The organism is Sporomusa sphaeroides DSM 2875 (genome assembly GCF_001941975.2).
Classification (GTDB): domain Bacteria; phylum Bacillota; class Negativicutes; order Sporomusales; family Sporomusaceae; genus Sporomusa; species Sporomusa sphaeroides.
Map to the genome: position 1 here is coordinate 807,501 of NZ_CP146991.1, position 25,692 is coordinate 833,192.

At 47.3% G+C, this 25,692-nt stretch carries 19 protein-coding genes (1 of these 19 cut by a window edge); all 19 read left to right on the forward strand.

Going from position 1 to position 25,692, the window contains the following annotated elements; translation table 11 throughout:
• Positions 1–1,437, forward strand: partial view of a methyl-accepting chemotaxis protein gene (locus tag SPSPH_RS03605; RefSeq protein ID WP_075753317.1) — the 3' portion only. It extends 597 nt beyond the left edge of the window; 1,437 of the gene's 2,034 nt are visible here — the last part of the coding sequence; its start codon lies beyond the left edge, outside the window; it ends in the stop codon at positions 1,435–1,437.
• A gap of 320 nt (positions 1,438–1,757) precedes the next feature.
• Complete coding sequence (locus tag SPSPH_RS03610) at positions 1,758–3,302, forward strand: hypothetical protein (RefSeq protein ID WP_158027042.1); 1,545 nt, start codon at positions 1,758–1,760, stop codon at positions 3,300–3,302.
• Positions 3,303–3,316: 14 nt separating this feature from the next.
• Entirely contained in the window at positions 3,317–4,642 is a 1,326-nt protein-coding gene (locus SPSPH_RS03615; protein ID WP_075753321.1) for a nucleotide sugar dehydrogenase, read from the forward strand.
• Positions 4,643–4,663: 21 nt separating this feature from the next.
• Positions 4,664–7,279 carry a polysaccharide deacetylase family protein gene (locus SPSPH_RS03620; RefSeq protein WP_233138646.1) on the forward strand — a complete coding sequence of 872 codons (2,616 nt, stop codon included), beginning with the start codon at positions 4,664–4,666 and terminating at the stop codon, positions 7,277–7,279.
• 24 nt (positions 7,280–7,303) lie between these two features.
• Complete coding sequence (locus tag SPSPH_RS03625) at positions 7,304–9,151, forward strand: glycosyltransferase family 2 protein (RefSeq protein WP_075753323.1); 1,848 nt, start codon at positions 7,304–7,306, stop codon at positions 9,149–9,151.
• 4 nt (positions 9,152–9,155) lie between these two features.
• Positions 9,156–11,045: a glycoside hydrolase gene (locus SPSPH_RS03630; protein WP_075753325.1), complete on the forward strand. Its 1,890-nt coding sequence runs from the start codon at positions 9,156–9,158 to the stop codon at positions 11,043–11,045.
• A 73-nt stretch (positions 11,046–11,118) separates the two neighbouring features.
• On the forward strand, positions 11,119–12,156 hold the full coding sequence (locus SPSPH_RS03635) for a glycosyl hydrolase family 18 protein (protein ID WP_223226165.1): 1,038 nt from the start codon (positions 11,119–11,121) through the stop codon (positions 12,154–12,156).
• Positions 12,157–12,329: 173 nt separating this feature from the next.
• Complete coding sequence (locus SPSPH_RS03640; RefSeq protein WP_075753327.1) at positions 12,330–15,146, forward strand: PAS domain S-box protein; 2,817 nt, start codon at positions 12,330–12,332, stop codon at positions 15,144–15,146.
• 347 nt (positions 15,147–15,493) lie between these two features.
• Positions 15,494–16,027, forward strand: a complete 534-nt coding sequence (locus SPSPH_RS03645; protein ID WP_075753329.1) for a V4R domain-containing protein — start codon at positions 15,494–15,496, stop codon at positions 16,025–16,027.
• Between the two features lie 21 nt (positions 16,028–16,048).
• A complete protein-coding gene (locus SPSPH_RS03650) occupies positions 16,049–17,272 on the forward strand; it encodes a SpoIIE family protein phosphatase (protein WP_075753331.1) in 1,224 nt (407 codons plus the stop codon).
• 19 nt (positions 17,273–17,291) lie between these two features.
• Complete coding sequence (locus tag SPSPH_RS03655; RefSeq protein ID WP_075753333.1) at positions 17,292–17,852, forward strand: SiaB family protein kinase; 561 nt, start codon at positions 17,292–17,294, stop codon at positions 17,850–17,852.
• A 20-nt stretch (positions 17,853–17,872) separates the two neighbouring features.
• On the forward strand, positions 17,873–18,259 hold the full coding sequence (locus SPSPH_RS03660; protein ID WP_075753335.1) for a DUF1987 domain-containing protein: 387 nt from the start codon (positions 17,873–17,875) through the stop codon (positions 18,257–18,259).
• A gap of 40 nt (positions 18,260–18,299) precedes the next feature.
• Positions 18,300–19,382, forward strand: a complete 1,083-nt coding sequence (locus SPSPH_RS03665; protein ID WP_075753337.1) for a PucR family transcriptional regulator — start codon at positions 18,300–18,302, stop codon at positions 19,380–19,382.
• Positions 19,383–19,605: 223 nt separating this feature from the next.
• Positions 19,606–20,583 (forward strand): GGDEF domain-containing protein, encoded by a 978-nt coding sequence (locus SPSPH_RS03670; protein ID WP_143558957.1) that lies wholly within the window; start codon positions 19,606–19,608, stop codon positions 20,581–20,583.
• Between the two features lie 268 nt (positions 20,584–20,851).
• A complete protein-coding gene (locus SPSPH_RS03675) occupies positions 20,852–21,274 on the forward strand; it encodes a hypothetical protein (protein WP_075753341.1) in 423 nt (140 codons plus the stop codon).
• A gap of 15 nt (positions 21,275–21,289) precedes the next feature.
• Positions 21,290–21,715, forward strand: coding sequence for a ferritin-like domain-containing protein (locus SPSPH_RS03680; protein WP_075753343.1), 426 nt, complete (start codon positions 21,290–21,292; stop codon positions 21,713–21,715).
• 489 nt (positions 21,716–22,204) lie between these two features.
• A complete protein-coding gene (locus SPSPH_RS03685; protein WP_075753345.1) occupies positions 22,205–23,500 on the forward strand; it encodes an acetyl-CoA hydrolase/transferase family protein in 1,296 nt (431 codons plus the stop codon).
• A gap of 64 nt (positions 23,501–23,564) precedes the next feature.
• Positions 23,565–24,350, forward strand: a complete 786-nt coding sequence (locus SPSPH_RS03690) for an electron transfer flavoprotein subunit beta/FixA family protein (protein ID WP_075753347.1) — start codon at positions 23,565–23,567, stop codon at positions 24,348–24,350.
• A gap of 14 nt (positions 24,351–24,364) precedes the next feature.
• A complete protein-coding gene (locus tag SPSPH_RS03695) occupies positions 24,365–25,558 on the forward strand; it encodes an electron transfer flavoprotein subunit alpha (protein WP_075753349.1) in 1,194 nt (397 codons plus the stop codon).
• Positions 25,559–25,692 lie beyond the last annotated feature (134 nt).

A 25,692-nucleotide genomic window follows, 5' to 3' on the forward strand; every position in this document is an offset into this window, starting at 1 on the left:
GGTATCCTTGTACATCCCCGGTTACCGGAAGTTGTAGGTAAAATGAATTTTGCCGAGAAAAAAGTTAATCCTGAACTTAAGTTAAAAGAAACCGAACTAGACGACCGCTTCCTTGACCTGTTCACAGCAGCCGCTAAACAGGGACAGCAGGTTAAAGGTATCTACCGGTTTGCGGACGGTGTTACCAGAATCGGCGTATTTACACCCATCGACCTGCCGGGAGAAAAACGCTGGGTCATGGTTGTAACTGCACCGGAAGCCGAAGCAAATCAGGCAGTATCATCACTGACACAGGCCATGCTGCTGGGGGCACTGGTCTGCCTTGGGCTGGCTATTGCCTTTATCAGTATTATGAGTAACCGCCTGGCTGCGCCATTGACACTGATTCGTGATGAATGCCTGCGATTGGCAGATGGTGACCTTAGGGAACGGCAGGCAGCGGTTACTTCCCATGATGAAATCGGCCAGCTGGCACAAGGTTTTCAAGCTATGCGTACTAACTTACACACGTTGGTAACCAAGGTGTTATCCCAATCGGTACAATTGGCTGCTGCCAGTGAGGAACTGACTGCCAGTGCGCAGCAGTCGGCAGAGGCTGCTAACCAAGTGGCCGGATCGATTACCCAAATTGCCGAAGATACTGCAAGCCAGTCATCCTTTGCCGGTAATATTACTACCGTAGCGCAGGAAACAGCCGCCAGGACGGAACAGATTTCGCTTGCCGCCCAGGATGTGAATACTATTGCACTTACAACATCACAGGCGGCAGAACAGGGGCGGGAGGCAGTTGCGCGGACGGTAGCACAAATGAATGAAATTGGCAGAGAATCGGCGGCGCTGGAAACGGCGATAACAGAACTGAGTAAAGGCTCCAGTGAAATTGGTGAAATTGTAACCTTGATTTCCGCCATTGCCAAACAAACCAACCTCCTGGCGTTAAATGCCGCTATTGAGGCAGCCAGAGCCGGAGAGCAGGGACGCGGTTTTGCAGTAGTTGCCGAAGAAGTCAGGAAACTGGCAGAAGAGTCGAACCAGGCCGCACAGAAGATTGGTACACTTATTCAACAAAACCAGCTTAATATGGATCAGGCTGTTGTGGCCGCGCAAGCTGGGGCAGAAGGTATCCGCACAGGCATTTCACTGGTGCAGGCCACCGGTGAAACCTTTACTACGATTACCGGCGATATCTTCCGGTTATCTGATCAAATCAAAGGTATTTCCCAGTCCATCAGCCAGATGGCTAGCAGCAATCAGGAGCTGGTGACTGACATTGAAAAAATTGATGCTTTGAGTAAACATGCGGCAGCAGAATCACAAACAGTATCGGCAGCCACTGAGGAGCAATCAGCCTCAATGCAGGAAGTAGCATCCTCTAGTCAAAGTCTGGCCGTTCTCGCCAATGACTTGCAGGCGGCGGCAGCGAAATTTACTGTATAATGCCACCAATTAGAATATCCTCCGAAGACAAATCGGGGGATATTTACTATCCTTCCAGGTAATGGAAGTTGACTTTCGTGTCTGTTATTATTAAGATAAAAAGTATTAATGAATAGTACTTATGTTAATCAATTGTTTTTTTAATACATATTATTCCAGGATAACTGCCGTATAGAAAGTACTATCAACTATAAGGACAGAGTCAACTATGTTTAAATTTTTACTAAATCACAGAGGGTCGCATGATGACAAATAAAACTTTCGTTAAATCACTAATCCTTTTTTTAGTTGCAACCGGGGCTCTTCCTGTTGAGGCAGCAATGATGCCAACAAGTGCTCCGGCTCTTTTCTCTTCTCCCACTGAAGCGAAAAAGGCGGAAGAATATGTCTATGCATTTGCCGTAAAGTTGATGGCAGAAAAAAAATTCGCACAAGCGGCAGCTATTTTGAAGGAATTGTTGGACTCAGGTTCAGAGGTTCCTTCACCTGATGAATTTGTAAGGCTGCTGAATCAGCTTGACGATCATGCCGGTATTATTCAATATTATGAGAAAAACCGTACACGCGCCTTTGCCGGTGAAACCTATGGATATATTGGTATTGCCTACATGGAGCAAAGGGATGTGGCAAATGCCGCTGTTTGTTTTAACAAGGCTGCAGCCAGTAGTCCTGCCAGTCGACAGGCGGCATATAGTGCACCAGCCAGGAACAACCCGATTAGTGCCAATCCGCCCTTGGAGGAGGGCTACAGGTCAAGTGCCTATGTGCAGTCAGCCCCTGCACCAGTGTTTGGCAGTACTGCTACCGGCGTGGTCAATCCTTACGATCTGCCACAGGCAACCTACAATTCTTTGATTGATGATTTGATGCAGGTGGGACAGACCAAGCCGCCAGTGGACAAAAAGTTGAATCTTTCAACCGAGCTTCGGTACCATTATGCGGCAAACAGCGGCTCTGAACGCCTGGATAAGGATAATTCCGGCCTGCGGTTCTATCTGGGTGCCGATACTGCCCTGAATCAGGATTGGCGTTTCTATGCCAGAGGGGAAGCTAAGCAAAACATTAAGAATTATGATAACATGTTTGATCTTACCCGCTACTATGTTGAGGGCAAGACGGGAGCAACCAGGCTTACGGCCGGGAAATTCAGCTACCTTATGGCTGACGGCAATATCTACGACAGCGGTTTTACCGGTGTCCGTGCCGACTTCGGCAAGGCGGTAAAGTACACTGCTGCCTTGGGCTATACCAACGATGAAAAGACCAGGTCTATAATAGGGACGGGTTCAGTTGCAGGAATACCGCTTTTTTTGGACTATGTCAAGGATAATGAGCTTACAGCGATCGGTACAGCTCGTTACAGCGATTATGATTATGATCTGGAGGCCGGAGTTTACGCTCAACGGCTTAACGAAGAAATTGGTGTTGGGATTCCTGATTTGATTCGTATAAAGCTGATGGATAGTGATAAAACGCATACCATCAAAACCGTAAGCGGAAAATATAATTTCAGTAATTTCAGCCTGGGTGGAAGGCTCTTGCGATCTAATATGGCTGATGCAAAGGGAAACAAGACAGGCTATGTCTTAAGTCTTGATTACGGTGAATTGAAAAGCTGGCGGCCTCATACCTATTCTTTATTTGCCAACTATTACGACCAACCGCGCTATACTTATTTCTCCCATGGTATGAACGGTCTGGGCAACCGGATGGAAGGCTTTAAAGGGTGGGGTTTAGGTGCCAATTACACCTTGCAAGAAGACTTGATCTTCGGCATAGAACATTACCGTCTGACCGATAAAGTGACCAATGAAAAAGCCAATACATGGTGGACATATCTGACACATTACTTTTCTAATAAATAAAAAGGGAGCGGAATATGCCTTATAATATTTTACAAAAACTACAAACAGGCGAAAAGGCCTTGGCCGTAGCCGGTCTTGGTTATGTGGGGCTGCCGCTGGCTGTTGCCTTTGCCGACAAGGTTCGCACCATTGCTTTTGATATTGCTCAGGAAAAAATTGCCCTGTACAAACAAGGGATTGATCCAACCCAGGAAGTGGGCAACGACAAGCTTGCGGCCGTCACTATGGACTTTACCGCCGATCCCTCGCGCCTCAAGGAGGCCGGTGTTATCATTACTGCTGTGCCGACCCCGGTCAACCGCGATAAAACCCCGGATCTTGCGCCTGTCATCAATGCCAGCCGGATTATCGGCGAAAATCTGTCGCCAGGAACTATTGTCATTTTCGAATCAACGGTATATCCGGGCGTTACCGAAGACATTTGTTTGCCGATTTTGGAAAAAAATTCCGGGCTTATTGGCGGCAAAGACTTCTTTATTGGCTATTCCCCGGAGCGGATAAATCCGGGCGATAAGGTGAACCGACTGCAAAATATCCAAAAGATTGTTGGCGGCATGAATGCAGCAACCACCGAAGTTATGGCAGCGATTTATGATCTGGTTATTACCGCCGGTACCCATAAGACTTCCTGTATCAAGGTGGCGGAAGCGGCAAAACTGGCGGAAAATGCGCAAAGGGATATCAATATTGCATTTATGAATGAACTGGCCATGGCCTTTGACAGAATTGGAATCAGTACCAAGGAAGTGCTTAATGCCATGAATACCAAATGGAATGCGCTCGGGTTTCAGCCGGGGCTGGTAGGCGGCCACTGCATTGGTGTTGATCCTTATTACCTCATTTATCAAGCGACAATGCTTGGCTATCACTCCCAGATTATTAGCGCCGGTCGCCGTATCAATGATGTAATGAGCCGCTTCGTTACCGACAAGGTCATCCGGCATCTGATTCTGGCCGGCAAAAATGTGCAAGAGGCCAATGTGTATATCTTTGGTGTCACCTTCAAGGAAAACTGTCCTGATATGCGCAATTCCAAGGCGGCGGAGATTTACCATCAGCTAGCCGCCTATGGAATGAATCTGAAGATTATTGATCCGGTTGTTGATACCGGCGAGTTTCACCGGGAGCTTGCTATGAATCCTGCAAGTCTCTCAGAAGTCGCCGATGCCGACTGCCTGGTTTTTCTCGTGGCACATGATGCGTTCAGGCAGCTTGCAGCAACTGATTTCGATCGTATGTTCGGCGAGCGCAGGGACTCATCCCGTATAATTATTGATGTGAAAAGCATATTCTCCCGTAAGGAAATGGAGCAAAATGGCTATGTCTATTGGAGTTTGTAGCCTGCATGGGAGGGCAATAGAGTGAAACCTAGAATTATTATTATGATAGTGTTTCTAATCCTTGTAAGTGCCGGTCTTGCCTTCTGGTTTTGGCAAAAGGACAATGATGCATCACCGCGGCATGTAGACAAATACAAAAATATTACCGACTTAGACGATGCTTATGATGCCACAACCGAGATTGCCCTTGCTCTTGAAAAGCTAGGCCAAGACGAGACCAAGGCTGCCGTTATTTCCCCGGCTAAAAAAAACGCGCGCCAGATTGCGCTGACTTTTGATGGCTTGTCTGATCAAACCACCATCCAGCAATTGCTAGATATATTGCAAAAATACAATGCTAAGGCCACTTTCTTTGTTGAAGGCTTGCAAACAGCACAAGAACCGGAGATTGTCGTTGGCATTAAGCAGGCAGGACATGAAATTGAAAATTACTCCATGTTCGGTATGGCCAAACAGGAAAGGTTGCCTGGCGAACGCCTTGTCAGTGATTTTGCCAAATCGCAAAAAATTATTAAAGTCACGACAGACCGGGCGCCGACCCTCTTAAAGTTAAATGACACTGCCTATACGGACACTGTGCTTAAAGCAGCCAGTGCCTGCGGCATTACCGGCGTGGTGAAAAGCACTGTTTATCTGAATGTCAAAAAGATAACAGCCGCGCCTGCTGCCGATCAATTTGTCAGAAGTCTCTCCCCGGGGAGTATTGTGTCGGTGAAGCTTAGTTCCATGGAGGAACCCATCACGCCGGAGGCAGGAAAAACAGATGAACGCCCTGCCTATGACAAACAGCCTGGTCTAAAGGTTCTTCCTAAGGTTGCGGAAACTGACAAAAAAGAGATTATTACTGCTGTTGACAATCTGCTAGCCGCCCTTAAAAAAGCCAATTATACAACCATTGATATGGAGACCTATCGTGCACCCTCCCTGCCGACTGCTCCGCCCAAGACCGGCTTCGTGTCGCCGCTTGGCTCACTCCGCGAGATGTTAGCCGCTTTGTTTAGACCGGCGGTTGCTTATGCGGCAGAAGCTCCGCCTCAGGAAATCAAAACAGTGTATACCACCGAGCCTGCGATTGCTTATACTTTCGGCGGCTTGACCAATGAAACTTCGGCGCGGTATGTATTAGAGCGCTTGCAAAAGCTTAACATTAAAGCCACCTTTTTTGTTACTGAACTTGAAATGAAACGCTATCCCCAACTGGTACGCCAAATTATCCATAGCGGCCATGAAATAGGTGTCTCCATTCGCCCTAAGGACGAGGAGACAGAGGCGGCAACCCGGCAGACCCTGCTCAGGAGCTTTACTCTGCTCACAAGCCAGTTTGGCATCAAAACGACGCTTGTTCATCAGTCCTCAGGAGCAATTACCGATGCAACCCGGCAGGCAGTCGCCGGCGTGGGCGGCAGATTAGTCGCCCAATCCTTCAATGCCGTACAATCCAAACATAAGGACTATCAAACCGCTGAACAGGTAATGGGCGAACTATTTGGCAAGGCTGTACATTCCCTAAACCGGGGGCAGATTGTATATTTCCGCACAGACTTCTACACCAATCCCAAGCTGACTGCCGATATGCTGGAAATTATTAAGCAACGGAAAATTGACAATATTGCGTATCGGGTATCTTTTGACAATCCGGTGACCAATCCGGCCAATGATTCTGCCTATCGTATCAAACCGGTTGGGGCCATGTTGAAAAATACGGCGTTCCTTTATGAATATCCGGTGCCGCTGGACAAAATGGTTCCCCGGCTCAGGCCGATTGATACCGCCAGCCCTCCGCCGCAGGGACAGCTTATGAGCGAAGCTATGAAACGTTATATCGGCAGCCCGGAAGTAAACCTGGAAGACCGCATGTACGGCTTTTCCAAGATGGAAGAGCGCCGTATGGATAAAAATGGTCTTATCCATACAGAGGAACCGGTTATTTTCCTGACATTTGATGACTGGGGGACAGATGCCGCCATCAATAAGCTTCTGTATGTATTGCGTAAACATCGGGCGGCAGGCAATTTCTTTGTTATTACTAATAATGTTTTGCATAATCCCAACCTGTTGCGTGCCATTGCGGCAGAGGGGCATGATATTGGCAGTCACTCCGACAAACACCAGCCTATGAGCTTCCGCGATCCTAAAAGCGGTAGGCAAAAGCCCACCCAGTCTCCGGCTGAATTTTTTCAGGATGTCACTACCTCTTATCAGAAACTGGCCAGTGTCACCGGTGATGTTGTGGTCGGCGGCAAGTCTTCTCTCACTCGCTTTTTCCGTCCGCCAACATTAGCTGTCAGTAAACCAGGGTTTGAAAAACTGTTTGAGGCCGGTTATGATTATATTATATCCGGCTCGGTCAGCAGCTATGATTACAAGGCCGAGAGTGTTGCCGAACTTGTTCATACCATTAAAAACGGGATTTACACTCCGGATGGCAAGCTGAAAAAAGGAGCCGTTCTGGTATTGCATATGAGTGACACCACCGTATATGTAGCAATGGCGCTTGATATTATCTTAACCGCCAATGCTGCCAAGCCTGACAACGATCCCACTAAATTCAAGACCGGCCGCCTTTCCGACTACGTGAAGGACGGCTACTATCAGATGGATCGCAGCCGCTCGCTCAGACTGTCTGCTCCTCACTAAGGAATATTCTATATAAGTGCGAGGATGGTGCGCATGAAGAAACCAAATTCTCAGCCGGAGGCTGAAGAAAAGGATATTTTGCTGGTAACAAAAGCCGATCGGCGCATTCTATCCAAAGTACCGGATAAGGAAGGCGGTCGCTCCAATCTCGACAGGCGCCGGCCTAAAAATGCCGATATTTCACAGGACATGAGCGACTTGATCACAGCCGAAAATATGGGGAAACGTTATGTTGTCAATTATCCGGTGTTGCTTATCTACCAGACCGCCTATGGAAAAACCGTTGCGCACGGTCAAGCACTGGATATTTCCTCCACCGGTATTTTAGTCGATGTTTCGCCATCTGTCGCCGCTGAGCTCACCGGGGCGGTTCAGATCAGCTTAAAATTTGAAATTACTCCCGGCTCTATGCCGGAAGGCTATGAAATGAAGGTCAACAATATTGCCGCCCAATATGTTCGTACTGTCCAGGCCGGTGACAAAACATATATTGCGTTTGAATTTATCGAAACACTGGCTGAATATACACAGCGCAGACGGGGGCGATACCGGCTGACCTTAGCTTCGCTATTTTTATTTTTTATTACTGCCGCTATAGTGCTGATGCGGACAGAAAGTATCGTTTATTTCAAATTCAACAAAGTCTTGTATACCTACAGCATTATTGCCGCCACCTTTCTTCTTACCCGTTATCTTTTCGGTTCCTTCTACCGGTCTGTGCCTATTGACAAGGATTACACACCAGGCGTTACTATTATCATTCCCTGCTTTAACGAAGAAAAGTGGATTCAGCGGACAATTACCGGCTGCATCAACCAGGATTATCCGCTTGACCGCCTGGAGGTCATCGTTGTGGATGACTGCTCCACCGACAAATCGTTTGAGCGAATTAAAGAGTTTGTAGAAGAATTGAAGCTCAAGGAAAAACGCTATGACATTGACCAACGGCTCTTATATGTCCGCCAGGAAAAAAATGCCGGCAAGCGTGAGGCAATGGCCAGAGGTGCTTTGATGGCCAAGCATGAGCTCCTGGTATTTGTTGATTCTGACAGCTTTTTAGATCCATTTGCTGTCCGCCATATCGTCCAGCCGTTTAAAGACGCCAGGATGGGTGGTGTCTCCGGGAGGACTGACGTAGCCAACACCTACACCAATACTCTGACAAAAATGCAGTCTGTGCGGTATTACATTGCTTTTCGTATCATGAAGGCAGCGGAAAGCTATTTTGATGCAGTCACCTGCCTGTCAGGTCCCCTTTCCTGTTACCGCAAGGATTTAATTCTTAAATATATGAAACCCTGGCTAGAGCAAACCTTTTTAGGAGAAAAGGCCACTTTTGGCGATGACCGCAGCATGACCAACTTCATCCTGCGCCATCATCACACCGGTTATCAAGATTCGGCTATCTGTTACACCATCGTTCCCAACAAATACAACGTCTTTTTACGGCAGCAAATGCGCTGGAAACGTTCTTGGCTCAGAGAGTCGCTGATCGCTTCACGGTTCATGTGGCAAAAAGAGCCGTTTATGGCCTTATCTTTTTATATGGGGGTCATAGTGCCGTTTCTCGCACCCATTATCGTGCTGTATAACTTAATCTATATTCCGTTGTTGCACCGGGTATTTCCCAGCAACTTTTTACTTGGCATTCTCTTAATGGCTCTGCTCATGAGTATGGCTCAGCTATTGCTCAGGAAAAGCTCCACCTGGATTTACGGCATGTGGTTTTGCGTATATTATGAGGCAGTGCTGCTTTGGCAGATGCCGATCGCTTGGTTTACTTTCTGGAAATCCAACTGGGGAACCCGGCTGACTCCTGCTGATGTGCTCGAAAAAATAAAAAAGAATCCCAAAGCGAAAATGAGGGGTTAGCCTTATGTTAGCTAATGAAAACTGGACAATGCAAAAACAAAAGCAAAAACGGCGGCGTGTCATTGTGCAGGTCGGTATTTTGCTTATCATTGCATTTTTTTCCATCAATGCCCTGCTAACGTTAAAAACATACAAGCCATATGCCGAGCAAAACGTCGCCATGTCCTCCACGCTGGATACAGGTTTTGTCGCTTTGTCCTATTTCGGGGTAGCGCGTAAAAGCGAACAGCCCCTGATTGGCATAGATCGGCTGCATGAACATCTTAAGGCACTGAAAGATCAGGGCTATGTCACCATAACTCAGGCTGATATTCTTGCATATTATCAGTCAGGCAAGCCGCTGCCGGCGAAAGCATTGTTTTTGATGTTTGAAGACGGACGGCGTGATACGGCTATTTTTTCGCAAAAAATTTTAGAAGAACTTAATTTTAAAGGGACAATGCTCACTTATCCCGAAAATTTTAAGAAAAAAGACCCGAAATTCCTGGTGCCTGATGATCTGATTGATTTAGAAAAGACAACCTTCTGGGAAATGGGTACAAACGGCTACCGCTTGGCCTTTATTAATGTCTTTGACCGGTATGACAACTATCTGGGCGAGCTTGACCCCTTAAAGCACGCTAAGGTCGCGCCTTATCTTAGTCGCAAATATAACCATTATCTGATGGATTATATCCGGGATGAATACGGCGTGCCGAAGGAAAGCTACGCCAGAATGCGCGAACGCATTTCCTATGATTATGAAATTCTGGAGGATATTTACGCAAAACAGCTTGGCTATGTGCCCCGCCTGTATATTCTCATGCATTCCAACACCGGCAGTTTTGGCAACAATGATCGGGTAAGTGCTGTAAATGAGTACTGGATTAATAAGCTATTTACTATGAATTTCAACCGTGAGGGTTATTCATTTAACAAGCAGGGCAGCAGCTTATATGACTTGACCCGGATGCAGCCCCAGGCCTATTGGCATACTAATCATCTTTTGATGCGGATTAAATATGACATCAATCAGAATGTCGAGTTTGTCCAGGGCGATGCTGATAAGCATCGGAACTGGGAAACGATCAAGGGCGCAGCCGAGATGATGGATGAAACCATTGTTCTTACTTCCCTGCCGCAGGATCGAGGCTTACTGCGTTTGAAAAACGACAAAACCTTCCGGAACGTCAGCCTGTCGGTAAATTTAAAGGGAAATAGGCTGGGAATGCAGAAGATTTATTTACGTGCTGATAAAGATTTAACCCATTATGTTGCTGTTGCCATTTTTAACAATAGCCTGTACGTCACCGAGAAAACCGGTGGTGCTGAGCAAGAGCTATATAAGTTAGATCTTGACAGCCACGATGGGAAAATCCCTGTTTCCATTCCCCAGGATAAAAAAGCTGCAGAAATGAAAGCACTGGAAGTCTTTGCCCGATATGCGCCTTCCGCCAGCCAGGCAAAAATATATACTGAACGCCTGCAGGAAAAGAGCGGGGAGGATGCGCCAACAGTTGATGAAGGTGCCGATCAGTACGTGCCTGTCATCAGTCCGCATCAAAAAGGCAACAGAAATGTAAATCTGACGCTTAAGGGGAAAGACCTGCGCGTTGTAATTGATGAGAAGGAAGCCGCTGCCGTGAAGGTATCGGCGCTAAATACCGGTTTGGTATATCTCGAAACAGCCTGGGGCGGCTGGGGCTTTAGCCAGCGGAATCTGGCCGATGATGTTTATGATGGTGTGTTTGAACAGCTTGTTATTATGGAAAATACCGGGGCTGAGCAGGAAGCCGTCGTGTTTGACAGCCGCCGTAAAAGCTTTGATGGCATGATATTTAAGGCCAAACAATATTGGAATATAGTGCTCGACTGGTTTATGCCCCGTACCCCGTTTGATGAACAGGATAAATAGGTGATAAACTGTACATCGAACAGGGGACGCTGCATTATTGTCAATTTGTAAAAGATAGGCAGGAGGTGGTAACGTGAAACATACTAAATGGAAAACGGCATTTATAATGCTGTTTTTGTTTATCCCGCTGATCTTGCTGGCAGGCTGTGTTGGCAATCCGGCATCGGCAATTTCGCCTGTCCCCAAGGCACCGCTAAAACTGTCAGCCTGGATTGCCTATTGGGATATTCCCGCTGGGGAAAAAGACCTGCGTCGCATAGGCAGGAAATTGGACAAGCTGTCCTATTTTGCCGCAGCTTTTGATCAGGATGACAGGCTTGTTATACCACAAGAATTGACAGCCCTTAGGGAGAAGCATAAAAAAGACAAGGTAAAAGCTCAAGGCTATCTAACCTTTGTCAACGACAAGACTAATGCTGACGGTTCATTTATCCTCAAAGACACGGAGGTTCTTTGCCGCTTGTTGGCAGACGAAGCAGCCATGGATAAGCATATTGCCGAGATCATTGGTCTGACCCGGCAATATGGCTATGACGGCATTGAAATTGACTATGAACGGATATGGAAAGATGATTTTGTCCGGCAGGTATTTCCTGTGTTCATCAGCAAACTGTACCTTGCTTCATCAAAGCAAAATATCCCGCTCAGGGTGGTGCTTGAACCGGGTATACCTTTTAAGGAGGCTGCTTTTACCCAAGGACCTGAGTATGTGGTCATGCTCTATAACCTTTACGGCATTCACAGTGACCCCGGCCCTAAAGCTGACCCCGCTTTCATCAAGCGAACAATCAATCGTATGGAAGCATTGCCCGGCCCTAAAGCCATTGCTTTGGCGACCGGCGGCGCCAGTTGGGGTGATAACGGTGAGAAAAAATTTATAACAGAGCAGGAAGCCAAGACATTGGCCGCAGTCTATGATGTTGAACCTGTCAGAGATGAAGCCAGCCAATGTCTGGTATTTACGTACACGAAAGCCGGTGTTTCCTATCAGGTATGGTACGCGGATGTCAAAACCCTGAGTTATTGGGCAGCCACTGCCAATGAACAGGGCATTGCAAATATTACTATTTGGCGTCTTGGCGGCAATATTGATCTTCACGAAATAAACTGATTTGGTTAACCAAACGTAGAACCAGCTGACCGACCGGTACCGGCAAAGGGGCTTCTGTGACTGTATTTCCTACCGTCACAGAAGCCCCTTTACTTTTGTATCTCTGCTTAGCTTATTGAATATTTTTTTTATAGTTGGTAAACTAAAGGCACACTGTAAGATCGGAGATAAAGATGAGAAAAAGTTGGCTTATGCCGGTTTTTATCTGTTTGACGCTGGTGGCCGGACTGATCCTGCTTGCTTTCTACGGAGAAGTGGACCCGGCGAATCACCGTTTTTTAACAAATGACTGGGAGTATTCATGGGGGGACCGCGATCCACAGCACCCGGAAGCCGGTGAGTGGCTGCCAAAGCAGGGCTCCGGCCGGCCGGAGGGCTACAACGGTCAAAACTACTTGTGGCTGCGTGTGCCTTTGCCGCCGGCGTCGGTCAAAACTCCTACTGTGTTTACGGAATTTGTACACCAGAGCCTGCAGGTGTATGTAGACGGCACGGCTGTATATCAATATGGCCCTATGCCGGTCCCGCCGGGAGAAAAGCTGCGCCTCTGGCTTCCTTATCATATTATCCCGCTGCCGGACGATGCTCCCGGTAAAATGCTGTATTTCCGTATTTCTTCGTCCTCTCCGTCTATCGGCATTTTCGGCGGTGTGGAATATGGTCCCATGTGGGGCATGTACAAATATAAAAATATGATTGAATTTCTGAAATTCTGCGTGTTCTCGCTGCTCACGGCGGCAGGCTTGTGGTCGCTGATTGTCTACCTGTATGACCGCAAAAAGACGGTGTATCTGGCCTTTGCCGCCAATGCTCTGTGTGGGGCCGGCATCCTTTTTTGCACTACCTATAGTTCATTTTTGTTTTATCCGAATCCTGACTTCTGGAATAACTGGATTATTGTGACCAGCCTAAGCTGGAAGATTGTATGGCTACAGTTTCTTATGTATATCGTAACAGATGTCTGGCGCCGGACGGTGCGGCGTCTGGTCTGGCTGACAGTGGCTTTTTCCTGCCTGCAGATGGCGGCCGCAGTCATGAATCCGCTGTGGATACAAAGCGTTATGGTTGTTAATATGGTATACAGTATTGGCTGTTACCTGGCTGTGTTGTATTTCTGCCGCTCGCAATTGCGCTTTAACCGGGAAGCGCAGCTTTATGCCGGCGGCATATCGGTCTGGATGGCGGCAAGTACGGTTGACGCTTTTAATATCGTGGGTGTTATTCATGCACACCTGCTCATTGGCTGGCTGGGGCAACTGGCTGAAACGTCAAGTCTGGCTGCCATTTTAGCGCTGCGCTACGTGAGCACCCGCAGCCGCCTGCAAAGGTATGCACAGGAACTGGAAGAGCTTGCGGCCACTTTAGAGACTAAGGTGACCGAGCGCACTGAGAAGTTATCCATCCAAAAAGCCTGTCTGGAACAACTGTTTGCCAACTCGCCTGATGCCATTGTCACGCTTGATCCAGAGTACCGGGTCACCAAGGTCAATCCGGCGTTTACCGCCCTGTTCGGCTATACGGCCCGGGAGGCGGAAGGCCGGAGCATTGGCCGGCTGCTGTGTGTGCCAGGCGATACACCGGCGGAAGAACATATTCTTGATTGTCCGGACCGGGCTTCGGGCGTTCCGCTGGATATTGTGCGGCGGCATAAAGACGGTAATTCAGTGGCCATAGCGCTTACGGCGTTTCCATTTGTCACGGAGAGTGGTGAAACCGGCGTTTGTGCCGTCTACCGGGATATTTCGCGGTGGGCTCTGACCAAGCGCAATCTTATGGACAGTGAGCGCAAATACCGGCTGCTGGCGGAAAATCTCGACGCCGTCGTCTGGCTGATAGATTTTGATCAGCGGCCGATTTACATCAGTCCCTCGCTGGAACGACTGACCGGGTATACGCTGACCGAATACCTGCGGCAGCCGCTGCTTAAAGAGAAAAACCGGCGGTTGCAGGCAGCTGTCGATGAGGTGTGGGACGCATACCGGCAGGGGAAAAAACGGGATACCCCGGTGGTGCTGGAGGAAGAGAAACGCACCAGGGACGGCTGCCTGATCTGGATTGAATCAACGGTGAATATCGCCTATGACGAAAACGGGGAAGCTCTGGGCATTCTGGGAGTCAGCCGCGACATCACGGCAAGAAAACGTACGGAGAAATTGCTGTCGCTTGCCTATGAACGGAAGCGGCTCAACCACTTCTTCAACGATCTACTGGACGGCGTACTGCCTTTTGAGCAGGATATCTATAACCGCGCGCGTCAATTGCGCGTGAATTTGCCGCAATCTTTCGCTGTATGTTTCTGTCAGGTGGAAGACAGCCGGCACAGTGCCGGCTCCGAAGGACAGGACATGCTGCTGGATGAGGTGGCTGACCGTCTGAACCGGCAGGACGGTCTGGCGGCGTGGAACTTCTCCGGCGGCATTGGGGTAATATGCCGCCTGCCCCTGCCTTATGGCGGCCGGCAGTCAGAACAGGCAGAGGCCGCCCTCTGTCTGAAGCTGCTGCTGGAGGAGTTTCCCGGCGTGCGTTTCAGCATCGGCGTAGCCGACTATTCTACTTCCCTGGCGGACTTTAACAACCGGTTCCGGCATGCTGTCACTGCCGCCAGGATCGGCCGCCGGCGCCGGGAAGACAGTTGTATCCAGTACTATGAAGAGTGCGGCATTGACGAGATATTTGATAACTTCGCCGGTACCCGGGAAGCCGAAGCCTTTGTCCGCCGGGTTCTGGGACCCTTGTATGATTATGACCGGGATAATGGCACCGAGCTGGTGGAAACGCTGAGCCATATATTATCGCGGGGCACTTTGCGGGAGATTGCGGACATGATGCATATTCATCCTAAAACGATTGCCGCCCGCAAGCAGCGTATTGAGCAAATATTAAACATTTCATTGGATTCCTTTGAGGAGCGGATGACTCTTGGAGCGGCTTTGCAGATTGATAAATGCAGACTTGATTCAGGTGGAGTCTTAACTCCAGCTGAATCCTAGTCGGAATTATCCAGGGGCTTACTCGCTCGCCTGTGCCCGTAGGGGTATAACTTCCGCTTATAGAAGCGGGAGTCTTAGAGCGAGTTGGCCATCGGATAAATGTTGCCGGCAGGAAATGGGGAGAGAGTCATGACCAATTGTTGTTTCCTATGCTTTTTATCCCAATATTAGGCGGATATGGATCACAGGGATAATGGCAGGGTCTATTTTAGGGTACTTTTTTATCCGCACGGATAATGGACAGTAATGATAGTATTTTTCTATAATTAAGATTAATGCCAAAAAAACTTTGTGTCCGGTTTTTCTTGACACTTCCAATCAAATTATGAGGATGGAGAGTGGATTGTATGTATAAATTTAAAGCCGACAATCAAACCGAACCTTTCAACTGGGAAATGCTTGGTGATGTTGGTATCGGCAGAGCTAATCTGGGGGCCGACATGCCGGTGCTGGTGTACCGGTTGTTTCAATTTACCTTGCGGGATGTGCTGACACGGACATATGGAGCACAGCAGGCAAGTTCCCTGCTGCGCGCCGCCGGCAAGCTGGCCGGTGAGGAGTTCTGCAAAAATCTGCTGGATAAAAGCCTTGATTTCGAAGGGTTTGTGGCCCAGCTGCAACAGAAATTATCTGATTTAAAAATCGGGATCCTGCGCCTGGAATCAGCCGATATGGAAAAAATGGAATTTGTCCTTACGGTGGAGGAGGATTTGGATTGTTCCGGGCTGCCCATTACCGAGGAATCGGTTTGTGATTACGATGAAGGGTTTATTGCCGGAATTTTAAATGTATATACGGGAAAAAGTTTCACAGTAAAGGAAATTGACTGCTGGTCTACCGGTGATCGAACCTGCCGTTTCCGCGTTACCTGTGATAATTGAGCAGCAGTCTGGGTGAAGGATATGAAGAATGCAGAATTAGATACATTAGAACAACTGCGGGCTGGCATACGGCTATTGGCAAAAGGAAGGTATCCGGAGACAGTTTCTGCCGATGGCTGCAGCGAACTGGTAGGAGAGATTGTTTACCTGTTCAACCAGATAGCCGGACATTTCAAGGAATTATATGAATATGCCGTGCCGCTGGCACGCGGCAATCTGCAAGTGGAACGGCCGGGTAAAACCAACTTTCTGGCAGGCAGTTTGAAGGAGCTTCATTCCAAGCTCAACCATTTAACCTGGCAGGCGCAGCAAATTGAAAAAGGCGACTATAAACAGCGGGTTGATTTTATGGGAGAATTCTCCCAGGCGTTTAACTCCATGGTTAGCAAGCTGGAAGAACGCGAACTGCGCTTAAAGGAAGAGATTCTGGTCCGCCAGCAGGCCGAAGCCGAGGTACGGGAGCAGAATAAACTGATTACCGACAGTATTCATTATGCGGCTGTTATTCAGCAGTCAGTCTTGCCTGAACCGGCATTTTTGCACAATTATCTTGCCGAGTCTTTTATTATTTGGCGGCCCCGGGATATTGTCGGCGGTGATTTTTACTGGTACGCGCCCTGTGCCGGCGGCTTCATGGCTGCCGTCATTGACTGCACCGGCCATGGAGTGCCGGGAGCTTTTATGACGCTGGCCGTTAATCAGATGTTAAAACAACTGCTGGATGAAGACCGGGATTATCAACCGTCTGCTGTCCTGACTTTTTTGGATGAAAAATTTCATGAGACCTTTTACGCGAATACTGTGACCAAAGAGCGGCTGTACGCCGGTTTGGATATGGGGCTGGTGAAGGTGGATACGGTTGCGCAAAAGGTTGTATTTGCCGGTGCCAGGCTGCCGCTTTTTCATGTTCACGACGGGAACCTCAGGGAAATTCCCGGATCGCGCCGTAGTGTAGGTTATGAAAAGAAGAGCCGCCTGGGCAGAAAAGCCCGGAGTGTTCCTTTTGAGAACCGGGAATTCTATTATGAGCCCGGAGACGGGCTGTATTTATCTACAGATGGTTTTTTTGATCAACATGGAGAGAACCCTGATCCTTTCGGCATCGACAGGTTTGCCGAACTAGTAGCAGAATATTTCCCGCTGGCCATGAAAGACCAGAAAACGGCATTGTTACAGAGTCTTGAAGCCTATATGGGGATGGAAGCACAGCGGGATGACATTACCGTTATGGGGCTCAAGTTTTAAGGAGGTTGGGGAAATAAGTATGATCAATGAACAACTACATCGGCTTATTGGCGAGTTAAGCAGTTATGGCATCATTGTCAGTTTTAACGGTTCTTTTACTCAGGGAATTATTGAGGAAATCGGAACAGCCATTACATCCTATCTGCAGGAAGAAAAGAATACGGAAGAGACAGACATTCATAATGTATTTTCGGTTTATATTGAGCAGTCTCAGAATATCAAAAATTATTTTCTGAAAAGCGACGGACCGGACAAACACGAAATCAGCCGCAGGGCTTTTGAAAGTATCATTGTCATCGGTCGTCAGACAGACCGCTTTTTTGTTTGTTCAGGCAATCTGGTCAGCCATGAAGATGCCAAAGTGTTAAAGGAAAAGATTGATTATATTAACTCAATGGATAAAGACCAGCTGAAAAAATACTATAAAGAAAAGCTTAAAGCCAGGAGGTCAGATAGTAACTACGATAGCGCCGGTCTGGGGATTATTGATATGGCTCGCAAAGCGACGGCTCCGCTCGATTATATGTTTGTATCGCGCGATGAGAAGTATTCTTTTTTCACTTTAAAAGTCAGTCTGTAGCCGGCAAGGAGGGTTTATTAATGGAAAGGTTATATCGGGCGGGTACAAAATCTTCGCCGGAGGTTGACTTTAACCCCGGTACCGGCATATTGAAGGTATCTGGTCAGTCTTATCCCGAAAATGCCTCCGGGTTTTATCAGGACATTTTTATTTGGTTGAAAGACTATCTAACAGCTAACCACGGCAGGGTTGTCATGGAACTTAATATTTCCTATATGAATACCAGCAGTACCAAATGCCTGATGGATATTATCTATATGTTGGAAGATGCATTTGCTGAAGGCAGCGATATTTGCATCAATTGGTATTATTCCGCAAAGAACAGAAGTATGCTTGAATGCGGGGAAGAATTCCGGGAAGAGCTGAGTATGGAATTTAATTTAATTCCCCAGAACTCCGGGCAATGATCAGCACTATTGCGAGTACTTTTACTATTGAGGTGTTGTTGTGAGCGACGAAATCAGCCGGTTGTTCCAGGAGGAACTGGAGCAGTTGGAGCAGTTTAAAAGCCGGTGCAGTGATGAACAGTATCAGGGGAATGCATTGATGGTTCACTATGCCGATATGGCAAGGATATTTGAAAAAAACCTTCGCTCCATGATGAAGATGACAAAAATCAGCGATTCGCAGCAACTATATTTACAGGAGATACAGCAGGAACTGGAACGTGAGATTGAAGAGCGGATTAAGGTGGAAGAAAAATTGGCCGAGTCCTATAAACGGCACCGGCGCAACCAGTTCCTGCTCGACCTGGCGGAGGGACATCGGGTCTTTGATGATTCGGCGTGGAATACGGCCAGGCAGCTGATGTTATACTTGCCCACAATATTTCATGTTTTTTATTTGCGGTTTACTGGTTGGTGCGGCAAATCCTTAAACTGGACGGCGGAAAATGCCGCCGAAGTGCAGACCGATATTGATGCGATGGTAGACAATCTGAATCGGTGTCAGGGCATTGTCGCCTGGGAATGGGACGAAGGTATCGGCCTCTTGCATTTTGCTTTACCGAAAGACACTAAAGAACAGCAACTGGCTATCGGGACGACTCTGAAAAAGCAGCTGGCTGTCCGTTTTCCCCGGATCGGGATTGCGGTCGGTATTGCCGGGAAACTAGGCGCATTCGACCGTTTCGCCCATTACTGCAAGCAGGCACGGGCGGCTGCAGCAGTAGGGTGCCGCCTTTGGCCGGGTATGGATGTCTACCATTACCAGGATGGAGGGGCGTATCAATTGCTGTATCCACTGGCCGATAGTCAGGATACTGAGGAATTTATTGAAAGAATGATTGGCAATCTGCTGGTGTTTGACCGGGAAAATGGTACCGATTTGCTGCCAACGCTGGAAAAAATCCTGCAATCTCCCAACCTCAAGGTGGTGGCGGAGGAAATGTATTTGCACCACAAAACCATAGTGTCCCGGAAACAGCGGATCGAAACTATTTTAGGAATTTCACTGGATGCTTTTGATGTCCGGTTTAATATATCTATAGCCCTGCATTTGCTGCGGTTTCGTGAAAATATCCTCCGATGATAGGTCGGAGGATATTTTTTATCTTCGCAGGCAATGGATTTTGCGGCAGATATCTGGCATGATTATACCATATACAAAAAAATGGTGCCTTCCCGACTTTTGGGAGAAATGATCGTGTAAGGCGGGTGATGTTGCTATATTGATTTTCTCTGAATTTGAAGAATTTTTCCAGGATAAATGTATTCCCGTCGGTATATTGGGCATCGTTGGGGTTGCTTTTAGTGTGAAACAACCATGGGCAGGTATTTTTATTCCCGGGCTATTGATGCTTATACTGCTCAGTATCCTCTATTTCCAGGGAATGGAGGATACTGAGCAGTCATCACGTGAATGTTCCTACAGTCAGGATGAGATTAAGCGGCTGCTTAACCTGGTTCCTACCCCGGTGGTGCTGATAACCAAAGCCGATTGGCAATTGGTGCAGCTAAACCGGGCGGCGTCCGATTTGTTTGCTCTTGCGCCGGCAGTGGCGGCGGGAAAATATATGACCGATTTTTTCGGTACAGACCAGAAAGTCTGGTCTGCCTGGCGTGAACTGCTTCATTACGGTGTCGTGCAGGAGGAACTTCCCCTTTACCGCCACACCGGGGTTGCTTTGGTGATGGCAGTGACCGGCAATGTCAGTCTGATGGGTAAGCCTCATCTGATTCTTAGTATGACCGACATTACCGCAAAACATATAGAGGCCAAACGCCTGGAGCAGCTTGCCACCATCGACGGCATGACCGGGTTGTTGAACCGGCAGGCCTTTCAGGAAAAACTGGTATTGGCGCTGAAGGCTGCCGGTGAGGAAAAACGTGGACTTTGTTTGGCCTATATGGACCTGGATGGTTTGAAACAAGTTAATGATACTTACGGACACCGGGAGGGAGACTGGTATATTAATATTTTCGCAACCTTGCTGCGCAATGGAGTTAGTGAAAACGATTTTGTTGGCAGAGTGGGCGGCGATGAATTTGCCATAGTCTTTACCAAATGTTCACAGCAGACGGTAGAAGTTTGTATCAGGAAAATGCAGCAGCAATTGGAATTGACGGCTTCGCGCCTGGAAAAACCTTATACTATGCAAGTCAGTGTGGGCATGATCGCGGTACCGGACGGCGAGAATATTGATGTCGAGAGCCTGTTGCATAAAGCCGATTATGCCATGTACCAGCAAAAATATGTACGGCAGCCGTCGCCGGTAAAAACAACTTCCTAGCTCATAGTCTGTAAATGCGAAAGAGACCATGTTGAAAGAAAAAGTTCAACATGGTCTTTTTTGCATTTGTGGCATTTTACCGTCATACAACGCGGCGCCGCTGACGTACCCTTCGCTTATGGATAACGGCCGCTTGCGCCGTAGAGATGTTCTTGTTGTATGAGTAAATTTTCTAAAAATGACTTGCAAGAAATAATGATTATTGTTAGAATATACCTAACACCTGGATAGAAATAGGTACAAGCGGAAGTTAGAGGAGGAATGGGTTTTGCAGATTGATGCTCTTATATCGGAACTAGGCCACTGTTGTCTGGAAGAAGAGTTTTGCTTGACATGCAAAAAGGAAAAATGTCTAATCGGGTTTTGCAAGAAATCGCTGATGACAGTACTTAAACAAAAGGATGAATTCATAACCGACGGCCTCCGGGATATTCCCTATAGCGACACCAAGGTATATGATACTGATTCGGTGGTGAACGCTATCGGTTTTTTGTTGAACCAATGCCGTAACTGTAATGTGTATCATGATGAGGAATGTATTATTAATATCATCCGCTCCAGCCTGGAAATTATTTTGTTAGGCGAAGTTCAGGAATACAAAGGCAGTATGCTGCTGTACTTAGGAGATATTAAAAATGTCAATCCCGAGGTAGCAGATCAAGTTTTTCAAAGTGTTCAACAGCGGAAATAGGAAGGGGTATGCAGTATGAAAAGAGAATTGACAGTGGAGAACATTATCGGTGAAACGAAAGGAACTGAAATCGAACGGATTGTTAAACAAAACTTTACCGGCGAAACTACCGAGGCCGGACTGTATTTGGCTATGGCCAGACTGGCTCAGCGGCAAGGCTACCCGGAAATTGCCGAAGTGTTGAAGACTATCGCCTGGGAAGAAGCAGAGCACGCCGCCCGCTTTGCCGAGTTTAACGGTATGATTCAGGAAGATTTGTTTGAAAATATCAAGCAAATGCTGGAAGGAGAAACCTTTGCCAACCAGGGCAAGAAACAAGCAGCTGAGAAAGCGCAGGAACTGGGCCTGGAGACAGCAAGAGATTATTTTAATGAGTCGGCCAAGGATGAAGCAAGACATGCCAGGATGTTAGAAGGAATTTTACGCCGTTTTAGTGAATAATTGGCTTTAGGCCATCACAAAATATGCTAGCCCTTTAGCAGACAGGAAGTATGATTAAAACGTACAACTTGCTGTTAAGGGGCTTTTATATGCCTGGAGAGCGTTAGTAAAAAAAGTATCTCGTGTAATGGTGGCTAGGGGAAATAGTGGATAATGGTGAAAAAAAGCACCAATTGGTGATAAAATAAACCACACTTTGTGAATAAACCAACAGTCATGGTGAAAAAAAGCACCATGACTGTTGGTTTATGTTTAAAAAGACTTGAAATCCCTGGATTTTTGAGATTGGCATAAAAAATGCATGTTATTAAAACAAAAGCAGAAAAGGCAAAAATGTATTTCAAAGCTGCTTCCGTATAAAAGAGGTTTAACGGGGGTGATGGCAAGAGTCGCAGATACATACTAACCGGGAGGGCGATTTTATGAGAAGAGACAAAGATTATATCGGCAGTGTAGGACAGCAGGAAAGCAAGGTAGTAGAAGGCAGATATGAAGATCGAGACTAGCTGGAGGAATATCCACGATTTTAAGCTGGTTACAGCAGAGCAAGCTATGCAGATGGTTAATTCCGGAGACCGCGTGGTCGTAGGCAGTGCCTGTGGCGAACCTAAATCACTTATGGCAGCATTAGCTGCCAGAGGTTCTGAATTGAAGGCTGTTGAAATCGTCCAACTACCAGCGATGGAAGCAAATCAATATGTACGGCTGGGAATGGAGAAAACCTTTCGCTATAATACTCTCTTCGTTAGCCCTTCTATCATTAATATGCTGGAAGAGCAGTCGGCAGATTATACGCCCTGTTTTTTTTCCGAGATTCCCTGTTTATTCCGCAATAAGGTATTGCCGGTAGATGTAGCATTGATTCAAGTTACTCCGCCCGACGAACAAGGGTTTTGCAGTTATGGTATAGCGGTTGACTATACTAAGCCGGCTGCCGAATGTGCCAGAATAGTAATTGCGCAAATAAATGGTAATATGCCGCGAACCGGTGGCGCAAAGATAGCATTGGAAGCTATCAACTATATTGTAGAAAAGGATGAACCGATACTTGAGTTAAATCCGGTGCAAATCAGTGAAGTTGAGAAGCAGATAGGGAAAAATATTGCCGCACTTATTCCTGACGGAGCTACTTTACGATTAGGTATAGGAGCCGTCGACAACGCAGTAACACTGTTTTTGCAGGATAAAAAGGATTTAGGCATTCATTCTGAAGTTTTTTCTGATCATATAGTTTCACTGGCACAAGCCGGAGTTATCACTAACCGGAAAAAAACAATTAATGCCGGAAAGTTTTGTGCCGCATTTCTGCTGGGAACGTGCAAAACCTATGACTTTGTTCATAACAATCCAGATGTTGAGATGCATTCGCTGGAGTATATTAATGATCCATATATCATTGGTCAGCATGAAAAATTTATTGCTGTCAACTCGGCTCTACAGGTAGATTTGACAGGGCAGGTTAATGCTGAAACCATTGATTCCAAACAGGTAAGCGGTGCTGGCAGTCTGGCGGATTTTGTTCGCGGCGCTTCACGCTCCTTTGGCGGGAAGTCTATTATTGCGCTCCCATCTACGACTGCCAATGGTCAGATATCCAATATTTGTTGTGAACTTGACCGCGGAGCTGCAATATCCATTTCCCGCAATGAGGTTCATTATGTAGTAACAGAATATGGTGTGGCCGAGCTTAAAGGCCGCAGCCTGCGTCAGCGCGCGCAAGCTTTAATTGCTGTAAGTCATCCTGAATTCCGGGAGAGGTTAACGGCACAGGTACGAAATTTTTAAATCATGTAAATGATAGTCTGTTTCTAAGGTATTCCGTAACAAGTTATATAAGGAGGACTGAAAAATGCATATTTTAGTTTGTGTCAAGCAAGTACCTGACACTACCGAGGTTAAGATTGATCCGGTTACCAATACGCTGATTCGTCAAGGGGTGCCAAGTATTGTTAATCCTTTTGACAAGAATGCCCTGGAAGCGGCGCTGCAACTTAAAGAAAAACATGGCGGCAGTGTCACGGTTATTTCCATGGGGCCGCCCCAGGCTAAAGAGGCACTGAAAGAGTGTATTGCCATGGGGGCTGATGAGGCCTTGCTGGTTAGTGACAGAGCCTTTGGCGGGGCTGATACGCTGGCTACAAGCTATACTTTGGCGGCTGCTGCCAAAAAGCTAGGTAATGTTGATATGATTATTTGCGGTAAACAGGCAATCGACGGTGACACAGCGCAGGTAGGTCCTGAGATGGCCGAGCATCTCAATATGGTTCAGGCAACTTGCGTGTCCAAGATTGAAGTAGCCGGAAATGTTGTGCGCTTAGAGCGTGAACAGGAAGAAGGGTATGAAGTGCTTGAAACCCGATTGCCTGTACTTATTACAGTAATTAAATCCATCAACGAACCGCGCCTGCCTACCGTAAAGGGAACAATGAAAGCCAATCGTAAAGAAATTCCCGTGTGGACTGCCGCTGACTTGGATGTTAAAGAAGGGGCTATCGGCCTAAAAGGATCACCTACCCAGGTACGCCGCATTTTTACCCCCGGGCAGCGCGTTCAAGGACAAATTATTCAGGCAGATACTGCCCGGGAAGCGGCAGCCGGTTTGGTAAATAAATTGATAGAAGCAAAGATTGTATAACGGAGGTAATTAGAATGGCAATTTGGGTAGACAAAGAACAGTGTGTTGCCTGTGGAGCCTGTGAAAGTGCATGTCCATTTGGCGCGATTGTTATGGAAGCGGATAAAGCGGTAATTACGGAAGCCTGTACCGCCTGTGGTGCTTGTGTATCGACATGTCCGGTAACAGCCATTATCCGGGATGTGGAAGAGGCCGTAACTGCGATTGATAAGGCGGCTTACAAAGATGTCTGGGTGTACATTGAACATGCCGATGGACAAGCTAGAAATGTCGGTTTTGAACTATTGGGTGAAGGCCGGAAACTGGCTGATAGCATGGGGCAAAAGCTGGCAGGCATAATTGTCGGCGATAAAGTGGAACAACTGGTTAAGGCTGTATTTGCCAATGGTGCGGATAAGGTTTATTTGGTTGAAGGAAAAGAATTTGCGAAATACACCACAGACGCCTATACCGCCGTATTTACTGATCTAATTACTGATTACAAGCCTTCAGTCATTCTTATGGGCGCTACAATTAATGGCAGAGACCTTGGTCCGAGAGTTGCCTGCCGGGTGGGTACCGGCCTGACTGCCGATTGTACCGACCTTGGCATTGATGAACAAACAGGGCTGGTTGCCTGGACCCGTCCTGCCTTTGGCGGCAATATTATGGCAACAATTCTTTGTCCGGAGCATCGTCCGCAAATGGGAACAGTACGTCCGAATGTATTTAAAAGACCGCAGCCGGACTTTGGGCGAACCGGTGAGGTTATACGGGTAAGCAGTACGGTTAAGCCGGAAGCTGTCAGGACTAAGGTAATTGAAGCCGTACAAGTATGCACCGGCTCTTGTAATTTGGAAGAATCCGAAATTATTGTTTCAGGCGGGCGGGGAATGGGCAAACCGGAAAACTTCGTATTAATTGAAGAATTAGCCGCAGTGCTGGGTGGTGCCGTAGGTGCATCGCGGGCAGTCATTGACGCCGGCTGGAAGCCGCACCCGCACCAGGTTGGCCAAACAGGTAAAACAGTAGGTCCGAAAGTATATATTGCCTGTGGCATTTCCGGTGCCATCCAGCATGTGGCGGGAATGTCGTCGTCAGATACAATTATCGCCATTAATAAAGATGCGGATGCTCCGATATTCAAAGTAGCTGATTATGGTATTGTTGGTGATGTTATGGAAGTGTTGCCGGCGCTTACCGAAGAATTTAAAAAAGCTAAGCAGTAAGCTGGTGAAGCCCGGACACTTACAGGATGAGTGTTCGGGCTTTTTATATAGCAAATTACTACAAAATGTAAGATGACATAATGCGACAGATGATTGACTTAATTTGTCGAAAACCATACAATTATCATAAGGTG

Excerpts from the sequence above, each read along its gene's own strand:
- SPSPH_RS03610 (WP_158027042.1), top strand. The coding sequence starts at position 1,758 with ATGATGCCAACAAGTGCTCCGGCTCTTTTCTCTTCTCCCACTGAAGCG.
- SPSPH_RS03615 (WP_075753321.1), top strand. The coding sequence starts at position 3,317 with ATGCCTTATAATATTTTACAAAAACTACAAACAGGCGAAAAGGCCTTG.
- SPSPH_RS03625 (WP_075753323.1), top strand. The coding sequence starts at position 7,304 with ATGGTGCGCATGAAGAAACCAAATTCTCAGCCGGAGGCTGAAGAAAAG.
- SPSPH_RS03630 (WP_075753325.1), top strand. The coding sequence starts at position 9,156 with ATGTTAGCTAATGAAAACTGGACAATGCAAAAACAAAAGCAAAAACGG.
- SPSPH_RS03640 (WP_075753327.1), top strand. The coding sequence starts at position 12,330 with ATGAGAAAAAGTTGGCTTATGCCGGTTTTTATCTGTTTGACGCTGGTG.
- SPSPH_RS03645 (WP_075753329.1), top strand. The coding sequence starts at position 15,494 with ATGTATAAATTTAAAGCCGACAATCAAACCGAACCTTTCAACTGGGAA.
- SPSPH_RS03650 (WP_075753331.1), top strand. The coding sequence starts at position 16,049 with ATGAAGAATGCAGAATTAGATACATTAGAACAACTGCGGGCTGGCATA.
- SPSPH_RS03655 (WP_075753333.1), top strand. The coding sequence starts at position 17,292 with ATGATCAATGAACAACTACATCGGCTTATTGGCGAGTTAAGCAGTTAT.
- SPSPH_RS03660 (WP_075753335.1), top strand. The coding sequence starts at position 17,873 with ATGGAAAGGTTATATCGGGCGGGTACAAAATCTTCGCCGGAGGTTGAC.
- SPSPH_RS03680 (WP_075753343.1), top strand. The coding sequence starts at position 21,290 with ATGAAAAGAGAATTGACAGTGGAGAACATTATCGGTGAAACGAAAGGA.
- SPSPH_RS03685 (WP_075753345.1), top strand. The coding sequence starts at position 22,205 with ATGAAGATCGAGACTAGCTGGAGGAATATCCACGATTTTAAGCTGGTT.
- SPSPH_RS03690 (WP_075753347.1), top strand. The coding sequence starts at position 23,565 with ATGCATATTTTAGTTTGTGTCAAGCAAGTACCTGACACTACCGAGGTT.
- SPSPH_RS03695 (WP_075753349.1), top strand. The coding sequence starts at position 24,365 with ATGGCAATTTGGGTAGACAAAGAACAGTGTGTTGCCTGTGGAGCCTGT.